Below are 17,351 nucleotides of genomic sequence, written 5' to 3'. Positions count from 1 at the left end.
AGGACGGAGGACACGCGTCGGGCCAATCGACTCGGGCAGACGTCGGGCACATCGCTGTTCGTATGTGGTGAGGCGCACAACCTTGGATCCGCCCTCGCCGCGAGCTCATCGGGCCGCGGTCCCTGACGTTGCCTTGCTTACCGCACAATTTGCTGACGGGGAGCGCTGCAGTTCTGGATATCCTCGGTCACTGCGATGAGCTCGTCCGAAGCACCCCACAGGCGAGCGCTGCGGCTCTCTGAGTCGTCTCAGGGGTACCGCTGATGCGCGCTGGTGACCTCGTCGCCGACCGCTTCGAGATCGAAGGGCACGCGACCTCCGGCGGCATGGCGCAGATCTTCCGCGCCCGCGATCGGCTCACGGGCGAGCCGGTCGCGCTGAAGATCCTCCAGCGCACGGGCCCGCAGGAGTCGCACCGCTTCCGCCGGGAGGCTCACGCGCTCGCCGCGCTCCGCCACCCCGGGGTCGTCGGGTACGTCGCCCACGGCACGACCGAGGGGGGCGAGCTCTACCTCGCCATGCAGTGGCTCTCCGGCGAGACCCTCGCCGAGCGCCTGCTCCGCGAGCCGCTCGCCGTCCCCGAGAGCCTCTCGCTGGGCGTGCGCGTCGCCTCCACGCTCGGCGCCCTCCACCGGCTCGGCGTCGTCCACCGCGACCTCAAGCCGAGCAACCTCCTGCTCGTCGGCGGCTCCGTCGACGAGGTCACCCTGCTCGACTTCGGCGTCGCGCGCGTCGCGGAGGCAGGCCAGGAGCTCACCATGCCCGGCGTGATGCTCGGCACCCCCGGCTACATGGCCCCCGAGCAGGCGCGCGGCGAGGTCGCCATCGACGCCCGCGCCGACGTCTTCGCCCTCGGCTGCATCCTCTACCGCTGCCTCACCGGCCGGCCCCCGTTCGTCGGCAACGACGGCCTCTCGGTGCTCGTGAAGGTCCTCCTCGAAGATCCGCCGCGGCTCCGGGAGCTCCGCGGCGAGGTCCCGGCAGCGCTCGACGACCTCGTGACGCGCATGCTCGCCAAGGCCCCGCGCGACCGCCCCCGCGACGGCGCGGCCGTGGCCGCCGAGCTCGGGTCGCTCGGCGATCTCGCGCCGGCCTCGCGGCGCGGCCTCCCCCTGCCCATGGGCGGCCCCACGCCCGAGCTGACGACCGGCGAGCGCCGGATGATCTGCCTCCTCGTCGCCCGCGACGGCGCGCTCGACAGCGACGCTACCCGGTCCGAGGGCGAGGACGCGCTCCGCGTGCGCGCGCTCAGCGCCCTGGCCGAGCGTCACCAGGGCCGCCTCGAGATCATCGAGGCGCGCTCTCCCGTCGTGGTGCTGTCCGGCCTCGTCGCGCCGACCGATCTCGCCGCCCGGGGGGCGCGGTGCGCGCTCGCGATGCAGGTGCTGCTCGGCGGCGCGCCCGTCGCGCTCGTCTCGGGGCGCGCCGAGATCACCGCCCGCTCTCCCATCGGCAAGCTCATCGATCAGGCCGCCGCGCTGCTCGCCGGCGACGAGGCGCGGCTCGGCGTGGTCCGCATCGACGAGGTCACGGCCGGCCTGCTCGGCGCGCGGTTCGATGTCGGGTCGGATCACGCGGGCCATCTCCTGCGCGGCGAGTGCGACGACCTCGAGGCGGTGCCGCGCCTCCTCGGCAAGCCGACGCCATGCGTGGGCCGTGACCGCGAGCTGTCGCTCCTGGAGGCGACGTTCGTCCAGTGCATCGAGGAGCAGACCCCGTCCGCGGTGCTGGTGACGGCCCCCGCCGGCATGGGCAAGTCGCGCTTGCGCGTCGAGCTGCTCCGGCGCCTCCGAGCGCGGGACGAGCCCATGGCGGTCTGGGTCGCGCGCGGCGACCCCATGAGCGCCGGCTCTGCCTTCGGCCTCCTGGCGCAGGTGCTCCGCCGCGCGCTCGGCGTCGCCGACGGCGCGCCGGCCGCGGCGGTGCAGCGCAGGATCCGCGAGCGCGTCGATCGCCACGGCGAGCGCGGCGCCCACGTCGCGCCCTTCCTCGGCGAGCTCGTGGGGACGCCCTTCCCGGACGAGGCCAGCGAGGCGCTCAGGGCGGCGCGGCGGAGCTCCGTGCTCATGGGCGATCAGCTGCACCTCGCGTGGGAGGAGTTCCTGCGCGCCGAGTGCGCGGCGCAGCCGGTGCTGCTCGTCCTCGAGGACATGCACTGGGGCGACCTGCCCACCGTCGGCATGATCAACAGCGCCCTCCGCAACCTGCGCGACGCGCCCCTCATGGTGCTGGCGCTCGGCCGGCCCGAGGTGCGCGAGGTGTTCCCGAAGCTGTGGGCCGGCCGCGGCGTCCAGGAGATCGAGCTCACGGGGCTCTCGCGCCGCGCCAGCGAGCGGCTCGCGCGCCAGGCGCTCGGCGGCGCCGTCACGGAGGAGATCATCGGCACGCTGGTCGAGCGGGCCGACGGCAACGCCTTCTTCCTGGAGGAGCAGATCCGCGCTGCCGCCGAGGGGCGAGGGGCCGCGCTGCCGGAGACGGTGCTGGCGATGGTGCAGGCGCGGCTCGAGGCGCTCGATCCCGAGGCGCGGCGCGTCCTCCGGGCGGCGAGCGTCTTCGGCCAGAGCTTCCGGCCCGCCGGCGTCGCCGCGCTGCTCGGCGGCGCCGACGCCGAGGTGGCGGTCCGGCTCGCCGAGCTCGTCGAGCGCGAGGTGATCGTCCCGAGGCGGCCGCCTGGCCGGGGCGGCGCGCCTGGTGAAAGCCTCTCCTCCACGTCGTCCGCGCGCGGGGGGCCCGGGGACGGGCCCGGGCGCGAGGCCCCGCCGGCGTGCCGTGCCGGGGCGCCCGAGCCTGGCCCGCCGATCGAGGCGGGCGCGGACGACGCCGAGTACAGCTTCCGGCACGGCCTTGTGCGGGAGGCGGCGTACGGGGCGCTGACGGAGTACGACCGGCGGCTCGGCCACCGGCTGGTGGGCGAGTGGCTCGAAGGGGAGGGGAAGGGCGACGCGGCGGAGCTCGCGGAGCACTTCGAGCGCGGCGCCGAGCCGGGGCGCGCGGCGGCGTGGTACCGGCGCGCGGCGGAGCAGGCGCTGCGCGGCAACGATCTCCTCGCCGCGATCCGCCACGCCGAGCGCGGCCTCGCGTGCGGCGCGACCGAGGCAGGGGCGGGCGGGCTGCTCCTCGTCGACGCGGAGGCCCGCGTGTGGCGTGGCGATTTCGCCGTCGCCGAGCAGCGCGCGCTCGACGCCGTCGCGCTGTTCGAGCCGGGCTCGCCGTCCTGGTACTCCGCCGTGACCTGGGTGGTCACGGCCGCTGGCAAGCAGGGGGCCTTCGATCGCGTGGAGTCCTGGGTAGCGACGGCGCGGGGCGCATCACCCCGCGAGGGCGCGCTGACCGGGAGGGACATCTGCCTCGTCGAGGGGGCCAACTGGCTCGCCTTCGGCGGCCGCTACGCGGTGGCGGACGGGATCATCGAGGCCCTCGAGCGCAGCGGGGAGGAGGAGCGGCCGCTCGACGTCGAGGTGCTCGCCAGGCTCTACGAGGCGCGCGCCATCCGCACCATGACCTCCGGCGATCTCGGCGCCTGCCTCGACGGCATCGAGGAGGCGCTCGCGGTGTTCGAGCGGAGCGGCGACCGCCGCAACGCGTGCTCGCTGCGGGTGAACCTGGGCGCCATCACCATGGAGCTCGGGGACTACGAGGGGGCCGAGGCCGCGCTGCGCGCCGCGCTCCGCGCGGCGGAGCAGATGGAGCTCACGGATCTGGCCGCGGTCGCCCGCACCAACCTGGGCAACGTGATGAGCGCCCGCGGCAATCTCGACGAGGCCCGGCGGGTCCAGGCCGAGGCGATCGCGACGTTCCAGCGGCTGGGCGATCCGCGGGCCGAGGGGATCGCCCGCGCCTACCTGGGGAAGGCGGCGCTGCTCGGCGGCGATCTCGGCGCCGCCGAGGCCGAGGCCCGCGCGGCCGCGGAGCTCCTGCGGAGTGCGCCGCCGATGCGCGCGGCGGCGTGGGCGCTCTCCGCGCGGGTCCTGCTCCGGAAGGGCTGCGCCGAGGAGGCGCTCGCCCTCTCCGGCGACGCGCTCTCCCTCCTGGAGTCGCTCGGCGCGGTCGAGGAGGGCGAGTCGCTGATCCGGCTCGTGCGGGCCGAGGCGCTCTTCGCGAGCGGCCGGCAGGCCGAGGCGCTCGACGCGCTCGCGCGGGCGCGCCGCAGCGTGATGTCCCGTGCCGGGCAGATCTCGAATCCTCGCTACCGGGATCGGTTTCTGTCTGCGCTCGACAACGGCGAGACGCTCGCGCTCGCGGCGCGCTGGCTCGGCGACAGAGACGCCCCATGAACTCGCGCTTCGTCGCGCGTGGGATTCCCTGCTCGCGGCTCTTCCAGGAGCCGTGCGTTGCCCACGAGCGCGCCTGAACGACCGGTTTCTCGCCGTTCTCACGACGTCACCGCAGGCGCGGAATTTTAGGGTTCCTCCGGAAAAGTCGTTGAGGAAACTCCTGATGCGTGTTTCATTTGTGAGGAGGGGGCTATGCAGCATCGTTTCAAACTCGCAATCTCGTTCCTGGGCCTGTCGTGCGTCGGTCTCCCGGCCTGTAGCGGCGAGGCTGACCCCCTGGAGGCAGCCGGCGGCACGGCGGAGCAAGAGATGGTGACGCGGAATGCGTTCACGAAGGAAGCGCTCGTGGAGAGTGCGTTCGCGACAGACCCGCTTGCTACGGAAGCGCTCACGGGCAACCCGCTGACGAGCGACGCAGTCGCGAGCAGCAGCGATGTCATGAGGGCGCTGCGCGATCCTCTGGCGCGCGAGTTCTTGACGTACGTGGCGAGCTGCGCGCTCCCGGAGGGGCAATCCGTGCAGGTCTCGCTGGACGGCGAGACCTATACCTTCGGGGGGAGCATCGGTCTTTCCCCCGAGTGGGGCCGAGCTCATGGTCAGTGCAACGCCCGCTGTCAGGGTTGGCTCTCCGCCTGCATGCTGGCCAGGATCAACCATGTCGGGGAGAGCGTGCCCCTCTCGATGCGTGGCAAGCACAAGGCCCTTGACTCGGATCAAGCGGAGCAGGAGGCCTTCCCTCGGCGGGAGGCGGCCTATTTCGGCGACCTCTTCGCGCCGGAGCAGCGCCGGTTCGCGTGCAAGTCGCCCGGCTCGACGCTCATCAGCCGCGTGTGCGGCGGGACAGGCGTCGACACGCAGGGCTGCATCGTCGACGTCCTCGGCGACTGCGACGACATCTGCGGCGCTCCGACGTCGGACGGCAGCTTCCCGAACTGCGTTGGTGGTGGCCATACGACGCCGACGACGGTGACCGTCTTCCGGGAGTAGCGGGGCCGGGTTTCCGTCGCGTGCGCCTCCCCGCGACGGCTCGCCGCTTTCGTACTATGGTCGCGCCGCCATGAAACGAAGGCTGCCCGCCCCGCTCGCCTGCCTGCTGCTCGCCGCCTGCGCCTCCTCGGAGCCCCGACCGAAGGAGCCGCTCGGTCAGATCCCGGAGGCGACGACCACGGCGAAGCCAGAGTGGCTTCCCTTCCGCATCCGCGCCGGCAAGAGCGTCGCCGCCGATCCGCGCGAGAAGCACTTCGCCGAGCTCCGGCAGCTCACCTTCGGCGGCGAGAACGCCGAGGCCTACTGGTCGCCCGACGGCAGGAAGCTCGTGTTCCAGTCGACCCGCGACGAGAACAAGTGCGACCAGCAGTACATCATGGACCTGGAGAGCGGCGAGGTCCGCCGGGTCTCGAACGGCCAGGGCAAGACCACCTGCGGCTACTTCCTCTTCCCCGCGCCCGCGGCCCCAGCCCAGGCGCGCGTCCTCTTCGCCTCCACGCACGCCGCCGGCGAGGCGTGCCCCCCGAAGCCCGACCACGCGCAAGGGTACGTCTGGCCGCTCGACGAGTTCGACATCTACACCGCGAACGCCGACGGCTCGGAGCTCCGCCCCCTCATCCAGGGCAAGGGCTACGACGCCGAGGCGACCGTCGCGTTCGACGGCTCGCGCCTCGTGTTCACGAGCACGCGCGACGGGGACATCGACCTTTACACGGCGAAGCTCGACGGCTCGGACGTCAAGCGCATCACGAGCACGCCCGGCTACGACGGCGGCGCCTTCTTCTCCCCCGACGCGACCAGGCTGGTCTGGCGGGCGAGCCGCCCCACCGGACCGGCGCTCGACGACTACCGCGCGTTGCTCGCCAAGGGGCTCGTGCGCCCCAGCGCGCTCGAGATCTTCGTCGCGGGCGCCGACGGGCAGAACCCGCGCCCGGTGACGAAAAACGGCCGCGCCAACTTCGCGCCCTACTTCCTCCCGGACTCGCGGCGGATCCTCTTCGCCTCCGATTTCAGCACCCCGCTGGGCGCCCGCGGCATGCCCAACTTCGACCTCTACCTCGTCGACTCCGACGCGCCCCTGGCGGCGGACGGCGTGCCGCCCGTCGAGCGCGTGACCTTCTACGAGGGCTTCGACAGCTTCCCGATGTTCTCTCCGACCGGCGAGCACGTCGTCTTCGCCTCGAACCGGTACGGCGCGAAGCCTGGCGAGACCAACCTGTTCGTCGCCCGCTGGGTCGAATGACCGCGCCGCCGTCGCGGACCCGCGCGCCGATCGCGCTCGCGTCGGCGTGCGCGCTCGCGGGCTGCTCGGGCGCCCCGGCGCAGCCGCCCCGCCCCGCCGAGGCCACCCTCCCGGCGGCGGACGTCGCGGGCGCGGCCTACACCTCGCCCGCGCGCTGGAGCTACCATCCAGCGGCGCCCGACGCGGCGGTCGCGTGGGCGCCGTTCGCCGGCGCCGGCTGCGTCGTCGTCGCCCAGGGAGGGCAGCGATGGACGGTGACGCCCGATCCACGGACGTCCGCGCCGCCGCCGAGCGCCGCCGGGCCCGCCGCGCAGGCCGCGCGCTGCGCCGGCCAGGGCAGGACGAGCGCCTCGCCTGCGCCCGAGGAGCTCACCGCGATCGTGCGGCGCTCGCCGGCCTCCTGGATGTTCGTCGGCGCGAGCGGCGCGATCTACGAGGCCTCCTCGCCGCTCGGCCAGCTCACGCGGGCGCTCTCTCCGCCCGAGCCGCTCCAGCAGGTCGCGGGCGCCGGCGGCTCGCTGATCGGGGTGACCCGGGGCGGCGGGGTGCTCCGGTGGCGCGAGGAGCTCGGCTGGAAGCCGGTGCTGCTCGACGGCGCCGCGGGGCAGGGCGGGGCCCCGCTGCGCGCCTTCGGTGTCGCCATGGCCGACGGCGGCCGCGCGCTCGTGCTCGCGCTGCCGGAGGCGCTGTTCGCCAGCGAGGACGGCGGGGGCACCTGGTCGCGCGCGCCGCTCCCGACGATGGGCCTCTCGCGGGTCGGCGCCCTCGGGGGCGAGCTCCTCGCCGAGGGGCTCCTCGCGTCGGCGACCTGGGATCCTCGGCGCACGCCCGCGTTCTCCCGCAGCGCGGCGACGCTCCCGCCGGCCGACGTCGAGCTCGACGTGACGACCCCGCGCGCCCCGTCCGCCTCCGCCGTGTCGGTTGGACGGGCCGCGATGAGCGGCGATCGCTACGTCGAGGCGGTCCGCCCGGAAGACGCCGGCGCGCCGTGGCTCCTCGCGAGCGGCCCCATCGAGGGGCCGCTCAAGGAGGCGGCCATTCCGGGCACGGGCGACTGCGGGAGCATCAAGCTCGGCGCGAACGGCCGGCGCGTCGTCGCGGTGTGCGCCGAGCCGGACGGCGATCGCGTCGTCGCGCGGGTGCTCCGCAGCGACGACGGCGGCGGCGCGTGGTCGCCGGCCGCCACGCTGGAGACGCCCGACATCGACCAGGTCGGCGTCGCGGTGGCGCCCGACGGCGCGGCGCTCCTGACCGGCGTCTGCAAGCCGAGCGGCGGCGCGGACAGCTGCAAGCTGACCGCGCCGCTCCTCCTGTCCCACGACGGCGCCCACGACGAGGATCGCGCCGCGGTCGCCCTCGCGGCGGCCCCCACGCTCGGCACGCCCGCCGTGCTGCCCGCGTTCTCGGCGGACGGGCGCTCCGCGTATTTCCTCGGCTTCCGCGGCAAGGACGACCGCCTCGCGCTGTTCGTCTCGCACGACGGGGGCGAGACCTTCGCGCCGCGGCCGCTCGACGTGACCGCCGCGCTGCCCGCCCCGCAGGCTGACGGCGCCGAGGACGAGGACGAGGAAGGCGGGCCGGGCGACGGTCCCTCGCCGGAGGGGTTCGACGTCGTCGAGGAGAGCGCGCTGCGCCCGGCGGAAGACGGCGCCGTCGGCCTGCTGCTCTCGGAGCGCGGCTCGCTCACGTACCTGACCGCCGACGAGGACGGCCGGGTGCTCACGGCGACGACCCCGCCGGCGGAGAGCACGGCGCTCGCCGGCTTCGGGCGGCGCGTGCTCGCGCTCGCGCCGGGCGCGCGAGACAGCGGCGATGACGCCGCGGCGCTCTGGGAGTCGCTCGACGGCGGCGTGAGCTGGGCGGAGCTCCCGGAGATGCCGGCGCTCTCGCGCGAGGCCTCCCAGGCCCAGCTCACCATCGCGTGCGGCGGGAGCGGCTGCCTCTTCGGCGACGTGGCGACCCGCGTCGGCTGGGGCGGCCAGGCCGGCGGCGCGCTGCCGCGCGCGCCGGAGCCGGCCCCGCGCGCGCAGCCGTCCGCGCGCACGCCCATCCTCTGCGAGACGCTGCCGTCCTCGAAGTGGACGCGCGTCGACCATGTCGACTCGAGCGGCCTCGGCCTGCCCGACGGCGACGAGCTCTTGCGCGGCCGGTCGGTGTGGTCGTTGCTCACGCGCGCCCCGAGCGGCGCCGTCGACGTCGTCTCCGCGATGCTCCCCGAGTCCGGCGCCGGGGAGGCGCGGGTCGTCACGCGATCGCTGCTGCCCGCGGTGCCGGCGGGGCTCGGGCGAGCGCGGGTCGCGACCAACGTCACCTTCCAGATGGAGGGCTACGCCGTGGCGCGCCTGCGGATCCCGGGCGGCGCGGCGGCGCCGGGGGCCCCGATGCGCAACGTCGAGGTCGCCTGGGAGAACTGGATGGATGGCACCTCGGGCCGCGGCACGATCCCCGACGCCGGCCCGTTCGAGCTCGGCGACGTGAAGGTCGTCCCCGACGCCGCGCGAAAGCCGCGCGCGGGCGCCCGGCCGCAGGCCGGCCCGGGAGGCGCGGCCTCGCGCCGCGCGCCGCCCCCCGACGACTTCTTCGATCCCGCGCTCCTGTCGGTCTCGCTGCGCGGGCTCTTCATCAGGCCGCACTCCGGCAGCGCTCACTCGGCGCTCACGTTCTTCTACGAGCCGCCGGGGAAGCTCCAGCGCTTCGATTTCCCGTCCTGGCCCGCGTCGGGCCTTCACGGCAGCCTCGACGTGCGCGCCGATGCGGTCCTGGCGGACGGCCAGCCCGTCGGCGTGGGGATGGTCCGGCAGGCGTCGAACGGCCCGATGATCGGGATGCTGCTCGCCCACCGCCCGGCGCCTCCCGCCGGCGCGTCCGCCGCGCCGGGCCTGGGCGCCGCGTGGGCGATCGACGCCGTCTCGGTCGCTCCGCCGGCGGACCGCGATCGGATCGTGCACACCGACTGGACCTACGCTGGACGGTCGATCGGCGTGGCGACGCTGGTCGCCCACCCCGGGCACGCGGCGGCGTGGTCGATCTTCCAGCCGTTCCGCGGGGATGGCACGCTCGGCCCCGCTCAGCCGCTGCCGACGCCGTTCGACCTCGGAGACGCGCCGCGCCCGTGCTCTGCCGCCGAACGCGCGGCGACCGCGCGCCAGGAGGCGCCGCTCTTCCTCGGCAGCACGGCCTTGTTCCCGGGCACACGCCACCCCGTGCTCGTCGTGGACGCCGCTGGTCCCTCCAGCCCGCCCGAGGTCACGGTGCTCCTGACCTCCACCACGGTGCTCCACGGTACGCCTGCCGCGCCGTGTGTTGCGGGCTGGGAGGCGCGAGCGATCGGGCGGGCGCCCCGCACTGCGATCATCCCCGGCGATCTCGCCCAGGCGTGGTTGTTCCGGGCCGCGGCGGGCCCGGCGGTCGCTGTGGGCGGATCGAGCGGCCCGGCCGTCGAGCTCCGCCCGATGGTGTGCCGCTTCGCGCCCGGCGCGGAGGTCCCGGAGGCGGTATGGAGTGAGCCTGGCATGGCGCAGCCCGCGCGTTGAGCGACGGAGGAAAAGCAAAAACGACGAATGAAACGAAGCTGACGGTGAGATGAAACGATCCCGGATCCTGGCTCGCGGTAACCTTCTAGCGACTCGCGTGTGCGCTTCGGCGCTTGCGTTCGCGGTCCCTGCGGCGATAGCCTGGCCTGCCTAAACGGGAGGCGGCATGATCCGGAAGCGACGGCGGTTCGAGCTCAGGAAGACGCTGTTCCTGCTTCCGAACCTGATCACCCTCTCATCGATCTTCTGTGGCTTCGACTCGATCCGGCGCTCCGCGACCGCGCACTCGGAAGATGATTTCTACCGCGCCGCGCTGCTGATCGTCTTCGCGATGTTCTTCGACACCCTCGACGGGCGTGTCGCGCGGATGACGAAGACCCAGAGCGCCTTCGGCCTGCAGATCGACTCGCTGGCCGATATCGTCTCGTTCGGCGTGGCGCCGTCGATGCTCGTGTATCAGTGGACGCTGCACCGCTTCGATCTCGCGGGGCTGCTCGTGTCGTTCATCTTCACGGCCTGCGGCGCGGTCCGGCTGGCGCGCTTCAACGTCCTCTCCATGGGGGAGGCGGGCAAGCCCACGAAGCCTTCGAAGTACATCGTCGGCCTCCCCATCCCGGGCGCGGCGGGCATCCTCGTCTCGATCGTGGTCGCGAACCACGCGGCCGCCGGCGAGATCGGCGGCGAGCGCTACGCGTCGGCGATCCTCGCCACCACGACGCTCCTGTCGCTGCTGATGGTCTCGACCATCCGGTTCCGCTCTTTCAAGGATCTCCGGCTCAACGTCCGGACGGTGCTCTTCGTGGCGTTCGCTGTCGGGTCGAGCGCGGTGATCTCGACGCAGCTTCAGCCCGCGTTCGTGCTCGTGTGGTTGCTCGGCTTCTACGTGCTGCTCGGGATCTTCGAGTCGCTCTGGCACCTGCCTGCGCGGCTCCGCGGCCTGCGTCGGGACTCGGTGCCTCCGCCCCCGGTGCCCCCTGCGGCCTGAGGCGCCTGCGGCCTGAGGCGCCTGCGGCCTGGGGCGCCTGCGGCCTGGGGCGCCTGCGGCCTGGGGCGCCTGCGGCCTGGGGTGCGTCGGCTCGGGCTCACCCCCCGGCATCGCGACCCAACCGCTCCGGCTCATTTTTGAGTAGACTGCGTGCGATGAAGAACCGCGTGTTCTTTCCGCAGGCCGCGCTCGACGACTGGATCGCGAGCGACCGCGTCGATCTGAACAACGACGAGCTTCTGATCAAGACCGAGGGCCGCCGCTACAAGATCATCGAGGCGATCCGCGTGCTCCGCGAGGTGACAGGCTCGGCGGACATCCACGAGGTCCTCGGCAGGGTCAAGACGCGGGCGTTCCTGCGGGAGCTCGGGGCGGAGATCCTCGAGGGGTCCATGATCATCGGCGACAACGCCTACGACGTGATCCCGGGGTTCATCGGCGCCCCGGTGGGCACGTTCGCCGAGCACCGCAAGGCCGCCCCGGCGGGGACCGCGACCAGCAGCAGCCCGACGAGCGACGAAGAGCTCCTGGCCGCGTTCCTCACCAGCAAGATGTAGCGCGCCGCGCCCGGTTGCTTGGGCGCCGCGCCCGGCTGCTTCGACGCCCCCGCCGGCGCGCCACACCCGCGGCGGCGAGGCGCTGCCGACACGGTCTCTCGCGCCCGCCTCTCCCGGCGCATCCGCGCTGTCAGGCCTCGGCCTACGAGAGTACGCTCCCGCCTCTGCGGCCGGCGGGCCATCCCCGGTGAGGCAGGCTATAACGGGGCCATGCCCGAGGTCATCTCCGGGATCAGCTTCGCGCTCGCCCTGCTGTTCTACAGCGCTGCCAGCGCGCTCTTTTTCCTCGACGTCGCCCGCAGCCGCGCCCGGCTCCCCTCCGCGGGCGACCTCGGGGGCCTCTTCGGCGCGGGGGCGCGCGTCCACGACCCCGGCGCTCGGCCGAGCGCCGGGGTCGCCGCGTCCGCCTCGCGGCACGCGCCCTTGCTGCTCGGCCTGGGCGCCCTCGGGCACGCGACCTACGTCACGCTCGCCAGCTTCGTCGCGCGGGTCTGCCCGGTGCACTCCGTTCATTTCATGCTCTCGGTCGCGTCCCTCCTCGCGATCGCCGTTTACCTCGTCGCCCGCCATCGCTTTCGCATCGACGCGCTCGGGCTCCTCATCGGGCCGCTCGGGCTCGCCTTCCTGCTCGGAACGTTCTTCCTCGGAAAGCCACACCCCGAGCCGAAGCTCAGCCCGCTGTTCATCGCGGCGCACGTCATGGCGAACCTGCTCGGGATCGCCCTCTTTCTGCTCGCCGGCGCCTCTGCCGCGCTCTACCTCGTCCAGGAGAAGCGGCTCAAGCGGAAGCGGCATCTCGAGCGTATGGGCAACCTCCCGGCGCTCGACACGCTCGACCGCGCCGTCCATCGCTTCCTGACCGCCGGCTTCCCCTTGCTGACGCTCGGCATCGTCACGGGGACGTACTGGGCGCACCAGCTCGAGATGGGCAACGCCGAGGAGGTGATGCGCGCCATCTTCGGCTACGCCACATGGCTCCTCATCGCGCTCGTGCTGCTCTTGCGCGCCGCCGCTGGCTGGCGCGGCCGCCGCGCGGCGTACGGCACCATCGCGGGGCTCGCCTGCGCCGGGGCGGTGCTCATCATCTATCTCGTCCGTCCCGCCGCGGGGCTCGGAGGCTAGCGCAGGTGATCTTCGTCGGGCTCTCCCACAAGACCGCGCCCATCGACGTGCGCGAGCGGCTCGCGATCGGGCGGGATCGGCTGCCCGAGGTCCTCGCGCGCCTCACGGCCCACCCTGCCATCGGCGAGGCGCTCGTCCTCTCCACCTGCAACCGCGTCGAGATCTACGCCTCACCCCGGCAGCAGGCGCCCGCGCTGTACCGCCCCGGCAGCGCTCCGCCGCCGTCGGACGAGGCGCTCTCGCGCGAGGACGAGGCGCTGCGCGCCGCCGTCGCGACCCTCGTCGGCCTCGGCGGAGACGCCGTCCGGGGCCACCTCGCGGGCCGCGTCGGGAGCGATGCCGTCCTCCACCTCTTCCGCGTCGCCGCGTCGCTCGACTCGATGGTCGTCGGCGAGCCGCAGATCCTCGGACAGATGAAGGAGGCCATCGAGGTGGCCCGCGGGGCGAAGACCCTCGGCGCGAGGCTCGGCCGCGCGGCCCACCGCGCCATCAAGGTCGGCAAGCGGGTGCGCACGGAGACGGCGATAGGCGCCGGGCAGGTCTCGGTCTCCAGCGTCGCCATCGACCTCGCCCGCCAGATCTTCGCGGATCTCGCCGGTCACACAGCGCTGCTCATCGGCGCCGGCGACATGGCCGAGGCCGCCTCGAAGCTCCTCGTCCGCGCCGGCACCCGCCTCATCGTGGTCAACCGGAGCCCGGACCGCGCCGCCGCGCTCGCCCGCGATGTCGGCGGCGAGCCTCGCCCCTGGGCCGACCTCGAGCGCTCCGTCATCGACGCCGACATCGTGATCTCGTCGACCTCGAGCCCCAATTACGTGGTCACGCCCGACCTCGTCCGCCGAGCCCGCAAGGCCAGGAAGGGCAGGAGCCTGTTTCTCATCGACATCGCGGTCCCGCGTGACATCGACCCCGCCGTCAACAAGCTCGACAGCGTGTACCTCTACGATGTCGACGACCTCTCGCAGATCGTGGCGGAGTCCGTCCAGGGGCGCGCCGCCGAGGCGGCGCGGGCCGAGGCGATCGTCGCGGACGAGGCGCAGGCCTTCGAGGCGTGGACGCTCGAGCGCGCCCTGACGCCCACGATCGTCGGCCTGCGGTCCCGCACGCGATCCATCCTCGTGGCCGAGGTCGAGCGCAGCCTCTCTGGCAAGCTCCGGCACCTCGGCGTGGCCGAGCGCCAGGCCCTCGCGATGATGATCGACGCCGCCACGAACAAGCTGCTCCACGTGCCCACCACCCGGCTCCGCGCGATGGCCAGCGATCCCCGCGTCGCCGAGCACGTCGACTCGCTCCGGGAGCTGTTCGACATCGACGGCGCGCCGTCCGAAAGCGCTGCCGCCTCGGCGCTCGCCGAGGGGGAGCTGCGCGGCGCGGTGGACGGGCCTCCCACGCCTCGCTCCGCCCGCGGGGCGGCGCCTCCCGCCTCCGGCAATCGAGGCGGCGCCTCGCCCCGGCACGTCGAGCCGCGCCCCCAGGCTGCAGAGGACAACGGCGTTTACGCGCGGCAGCCCAGCGGGCGCCCCGCCGAGGCGGGCGTCATGGCCGTCGCGAATCCAGCCGCGGTCGTGAGCGCAGCTGGGCTAAAGGGAGCGTGATGCCCACGGAGCTCACCCTCGCCACGCGCCGCTCGGCGCTCGCCCTCGCCCAGTCCCGCGCCTTCGCTCGTTCCCTCGAAGCGGCGGTGCCCGATCTCTCCCTGCGCGAGCTCGAGGTGGTGACCTCGGGCGACAAGACGCAGGATCGCTCGCTCCAGGACATCGGCGGCAAAGGGCTGTTCATCAAGGAGCTCGAGGAGGCGCTCCTGGACCGGCGCGCCGACTTCGCGGTCCACTCGATCAAGGACGTCCCCGCCGAGATCGCCCCGGCGCTGTGCCTCGCCTGCATCCCCGCGCGGGAGGACCCTCGCGACGCGCTCGTCACCCGGAGCGGCGCCTTGCTCGCGGAGCTGCCGGCGGGCGCCCGGGTCGGGACCTCGAGCCTCCGCCGGGCGGTCGCGCTGCGCGAGGCGCGCCCGGATCTCGTGATCGAGCCGGTCCGTGGCAACGTCGACACCCGGCTCCGCAAGGTGTTCGACGGCGTGTTCGACGCCGTGGTGCTGGCGCTCGCCGGCCTGAAGCGGCTCGGCCTCGAAGGCCGCGCCACGGAGGTGCTGTCGCCCGAGGTGTCGTTGCCCGCAATCGGACAGGGCGCGCTCGGCATCGAGTGCCGCACGGCGGACGACAGCGTGCGTGGCGTCCTCGGGACGCTCGCGGACGCCGAGATCACGATCTGCGTCTCTGCCGAGCGAGCCGTGATGGCCGCGGTGGAAGGCAGTTGCCGGACGCCGGTGGCCGCCTATGCGGTGCGGGACGGCGGCGCGCTGTGGCTTCGGGCGCTCCTCGCCGAGCCCGACGGCTCCCGGCTGCGAAGGGCGGAAAGGCGCCTGTCGTGGCCCGGAAACACGCGTGAAGCCGAGCGCCTCGGGGCGGACCTCGGGGCGGAGCTCAAGAAGGGTTGAGGCGGGTAACTCGACTGGAAGGCTGCCACGTCCAGAACATCTAGAATGGAATCGACAAGGGCTCTCCGTACCACGCCGGGATGAACGGCGGTTTCCCGCCCCCAGCGCTCCATGCCGGGCTACGTCGCCCTCGTCCTCCACGCTCACCTGCCGTACGTGCGTCACCCCGAGCACGTCCGCTCCCTGGAGGAGCGCTGGCTCTTCGAGGCGCTCTGGGAGTGTTATCTCCCCCTGCTCGGGGTCCTCGATCGCCTCGCCGCCGACCGCGTCGTCGCCCCGCTGACCCTCTCCGTCTCGCCGTCGCTCCTCGCGATGCTGCGCGACGAGCTGCTCCTTCGCCGGTTCGAGGACCACCTCCGCCGGCTCACCGCGCTGGTGGCCCGGGTCGAAGCCCGCTTCGCCGGGAGCGGCTTCGCGGAGGCCGCCGCGTTCTACCGCGCGCGGCTCGCGGACGCGGCGAGCTCGTGGGAGGCGCTCGGCGGCGATGTCCCGGGCGCCCTGGTGCGCCACGCCGGGGCGGGCCGCGTCGAGCTGCTCACCACGGCCGCGACGCACGCGTACCTGCCCGGGCTGCTCGCCACGCCGGCGTCGATCCGGGCGCAGCTGCGGCTCGGCCGCCGCGCCTTCACCGCCTTCACCGGCGCGCCCGAGCCTCGCGGCCTCTGGCTGCCCGAGTGCGCTTACGCGCCCGGCCTCGACGCCGATCTCGCGGCGGCGGGCGTCCGCTTCACCGTCCTCGACGCCCACGCGCTCACGCTCGCCGCGCCGCCCGCGTCCGCCGGCGCGTCCGTCCCGGTGCTCTCGCCTGCCGGCCTCGCGTGCTTCGGGCGCGATCGCGACAGCGCGCGCGAGGTCTGGTCGCGCGACGCCGGCTATCCGGGTCACCCGGTTTACCGCGAGTTCTACCGCGACGTCGGGCTCGACCTGCCCGAGCGCGAGCTCGAAGGGGAGGTCGGTCCCGACGGCACCCGGCTCATGACCGGCCTCAAGCTCCATCGCGTGACCGGGCCCGGCCCCGACAAGGCCCCGTACGACCCGGCCCGCGCCGCCGCGCAGGCGCGCGCGCACGCCGCGGACTTCGTGGCCCGCCGCGAGGCCGCGCTCGCGTCGATCCGCGGCGTGAGCGCCCCGCCCATCCTGGTGGCCCCCTACGACGCCGAGCTCTTTGGCCACTGGTGGCTCGAAGGGCCCGAGTTCCTCGAGCACGCCTTGCGCCGCCTCGCGGCCTCGGATCGCGCCGTTCCGATCGCGCTCGGCGCGTACCTGGAGCGCCATCCGCCCGTCGAGGTCGTGGAGCCTGCCGCCTCGACGTGGGGCGAAGGCGGGTTCGGCGCATTCTGGACGGGCCCGAGCGCGTCCTTCCTGTGGCGCCACGCGCACCACGCCGAGCGCGCCGTGCTGGGCGCGCTCTCGAGTCGCCGCCACGCGGGCGGCCTGCCCGGCCGCGCGCTGGACCAGGCGATCCGCGAGCTCCTCCTCCTTCAATCGAGCGACTGGGCCTTCATGATGTCGGCCGGGGAGATGGCTTCCTATGCAGAGGCGCGCGCCCACGCCCACGCGACCCGCGCCCGCCGCCTCGCGTCCCTGGCCCAGCAACCCACGGCTTCGCCCTCGGACGTGGCGTGGCTCGATGCGCTGTGCGCGCTCGACCCGTTCCTCGTCGAGCTCTCGGGCCCTGCGCTCCGAGGCGCCTTCGACCCGTGGCGCTGAGCCGGCGTTCGTCCGCGCCCCTCGCCTCCGGATCTCCCGTGCTCCAGGGGGGCAGATCAATTTCCGGCAACGGAGTATTAAATTAAGTTAAAAATTTCTACGACGATATTTCACATGGTCGCCTACCCTCCGCGTCGCGGTGGTCGACTCCGCGGGAGGGCGTGTGCGCCCCGCGGCGGTGCCCTCGGCGCTTCTTTTCGGGAAGGTGACCCGCGATTCACCCGCCCGTTTCATCGCCGGTCGCCGGCCGCGCGACCCGGCGCCCATGTCCCAGCACGTTTTTTCGCGGTCATCGCGGCATGAAGTGCGAGAGGGACGGAGACCTTGTCCCGAACACCCCCTTGATGACCGGCCGGTCAGCGCCCTAGTGTGTTGCCCGCCAGCTTTGCTCCTGGACCGCACCGGCAGGCGCTGGCAAAGAACCGGTCGGACTCCCCATGACA

Annotated in this window: 10 protein-coding genes; all 10 read left to right on the top strand. The window is 73.8% G+C overall.

The features are described 5' to 3' along the window. Positions 1-263 precede the first annotated feature (263 nt). The 10 genes from ACSRUE_RS40260 to ACSRUE_RS40215 all read left to right on the top strand — a co-directional run bounded on the left by ACSRUE_RS40260 (position 264) and on the right by ACSRUE_RS40215 (position 16,908). The gene (locus ACSRUE_RS40260; protein ID WP_441288178.1) at positions 264-4,274 is read left to right on the top strand and encodes a protein kinase domain-containing protein; all 4,011 of its coding nucleotides are present in this window, start codon (positions 264-266) and stop codon (positions 4,272-4,274) included. A 309-nt stretch (positions 4,275-4,583) separates the two neighbouring features. After that, positions 4,584-5,261, top strand: coding sequence for a hypothetical protein (locus tag ACSRUE_RS40255; RefSeq protein ID WP_441288177.1), 678 nt, complete (start codon positions 4,584-4,586; stop codon positions 5,259-5,261). A gap of 70 nt (positions 5,262-5,331) precedes the next feature. Further along, positions 5,332-6,504: a hypothetical protein gene (locus ACSRUE_RS40250; protein ID WP_441288176.1), complete on the top strand. Its 1,173-nt coding sequence runs from the start codon at positions 5,332-5,334 to the stop codon at positions 6,502-6,504. After that, entirely contained in the window at positions 6,501-10,037 is a 3,537-nt protein-coding gene (locus ACSRUE_RS40245; RefSeq protein WP_441288175.1) for a hypothetical protein, read from the top strand. Before ACSRUE_RS40250 ends, ACSRUE_RS40245 begins: the two co-directional genes overlap by 4 nt. 166 nt (positions 10,038-10,203) lie before the next feature. Next, entirely contained in the window at positions 10,204-11,022 is an 819-nt protein-coding gene (gene pssA, locus ACSRUE_RS40240; RefSeq protein ID WP_441288174.1) for a CDP-diacylglycerol--serine O-phosphatidyltransferase, read from the top strand. Between the two features lie 155 nt (positions 11,023-11,177). Then, a complete protein-coding gene (locus ACSRUE_RS40235; RefSeq protein WP_012234257.1) occupies positions 11,178-11,579 on the top strand; it encodes a hypothetical protein in 402 nt (133 codons plus the stop codon). 210 nt (positions 11,580-11,789) lie between these two features. Next, positions 11,790-12,701 (top strand): cytochrome C assembly family protein, encoded by a 912-nt coding sequence (locus ACSRUE_RS40230; RefSeq protein ID WP_441288173.1) that lies wholly within the window; start codon positions 11,790-11,792, stop codon positions 12,699-12,701. Positions 12,702-12,706: 5 nt separating this feature from the next. Further along, positions 12,707-14,296: a glutamyl-tRNA reductase gene (hemA, locus tag ACSRUE_RS40225; RefSeq protein ID WP_441288172.1), complete on the top strand. Its 1,590-nt coding sequence runs from the start codon at positions 12,707-12,709 to the stop codon at positions 14,294-14,296. Next, positions 14,293-15,198 (top strand): hydroxymethylbilane synthase, encoded by a 906-nt coding sequence (gene hemC / locus ACSRUE_RS40220; RefSeq protein ID WP_441288171.1) that lies wholly within the window; start codon positions 14,293-14,295, stop codon positions 15,196-15,198. Before hemA ends, hemC begins: the two co-directional genes overlap by 4 nt. Before the next feature lie 111 nt (positions 15,199-15,309). Then, positions 15,310-16,908 (top strand): glycoside hydrolase family 57 protein, encoded by a 1,599-nt coding sequence (locus ACSRUE_RS40215; RefSeq protein WP_441288170.1) that lies wholly within the window; start codon positions 15,310-15,312, stop codon positions 16,906-16,908. Positions 16,909-17,351 lie beyond the last annotated feature (443 nt).

It is taken from the genome of Sorangium sp. KYC3313, from assembly GCF_052075895.1.
Lineage (GTDB): Bacteria > Myxococcota_A > Polyangia > Polyangiales > Polyangiaceae > Sorangium > Sorangium cellulosum_B.
Note: the sequence above shows the minus strand (reverse complement) of the source record. Positions and strands in the feature narration are given on the sequence as shown.

What these genes read in the sequence shown, in the direction of transcription:
- ACSRUE_RS40260 (WP_441288178.1), top strand. Translation starts at nt 264, where the DNA reads ATGCGCGCTGGTGACCTCGTCGCCGACCGCTTCGAGATCGAAGGGCAC.
- ACSRUE_RS40255 (WP_441288177.1), top strand. Translation starts at nt 4,584, where the DNA reads ATGGTGACGCGGAATGCGTTCACGAAGGAAGCGCTCGTGGAGAGTGCG.
- ACSRUE_RS40250 (WP_441288176.1), top strand. Translation starts at nt 5,332, where the DNA reads ATGAAACGAAGGCTGCCCGCCCCGCTCGCCTGCCTGCTGCTCGCCGCC.
- ACSRUE_RS40245 (WP_441288175.1), top strand. Translation starts at nt 6,501, where the DNA reads ATGACCGCGCCGCCGTCGCGGACCCGCGCGCCGATCGCGCTCGCGTCG.
- pssA (WP_441288174.1), top strand. Translation starts at nt 10,204, where the DNA reads ATGATCCGGAAGCGACGGCGGTTCGAGCTCAGGAAGACGCTGTTCCTG.
- ACSRUE_RS40235 (WP_012234257.1), top strand. Translation starts at nt 11,178, where the DNA reads ATGAAGAACCGCGTGTTCTTTCCGCAGGCCGCGCTCGACGACTGGATC.
- ACSRUE_RS40230 (WP_441288173.1), top strand. Translation starts at nt 11,790, where the DNA reads ATGCCCGAGGTCATCTCCGGGATCAGCTTCGCGCTCGCCCTGCTGTTC.
- ACSRUE_RS40215 (WP_441288170.1), top strand. Translation starts at nt 15,310, where the DNA reads ATGCCGGGCTACGTCGCCCTCGTCCTCCACGCTCACCTGCCGTACGTG.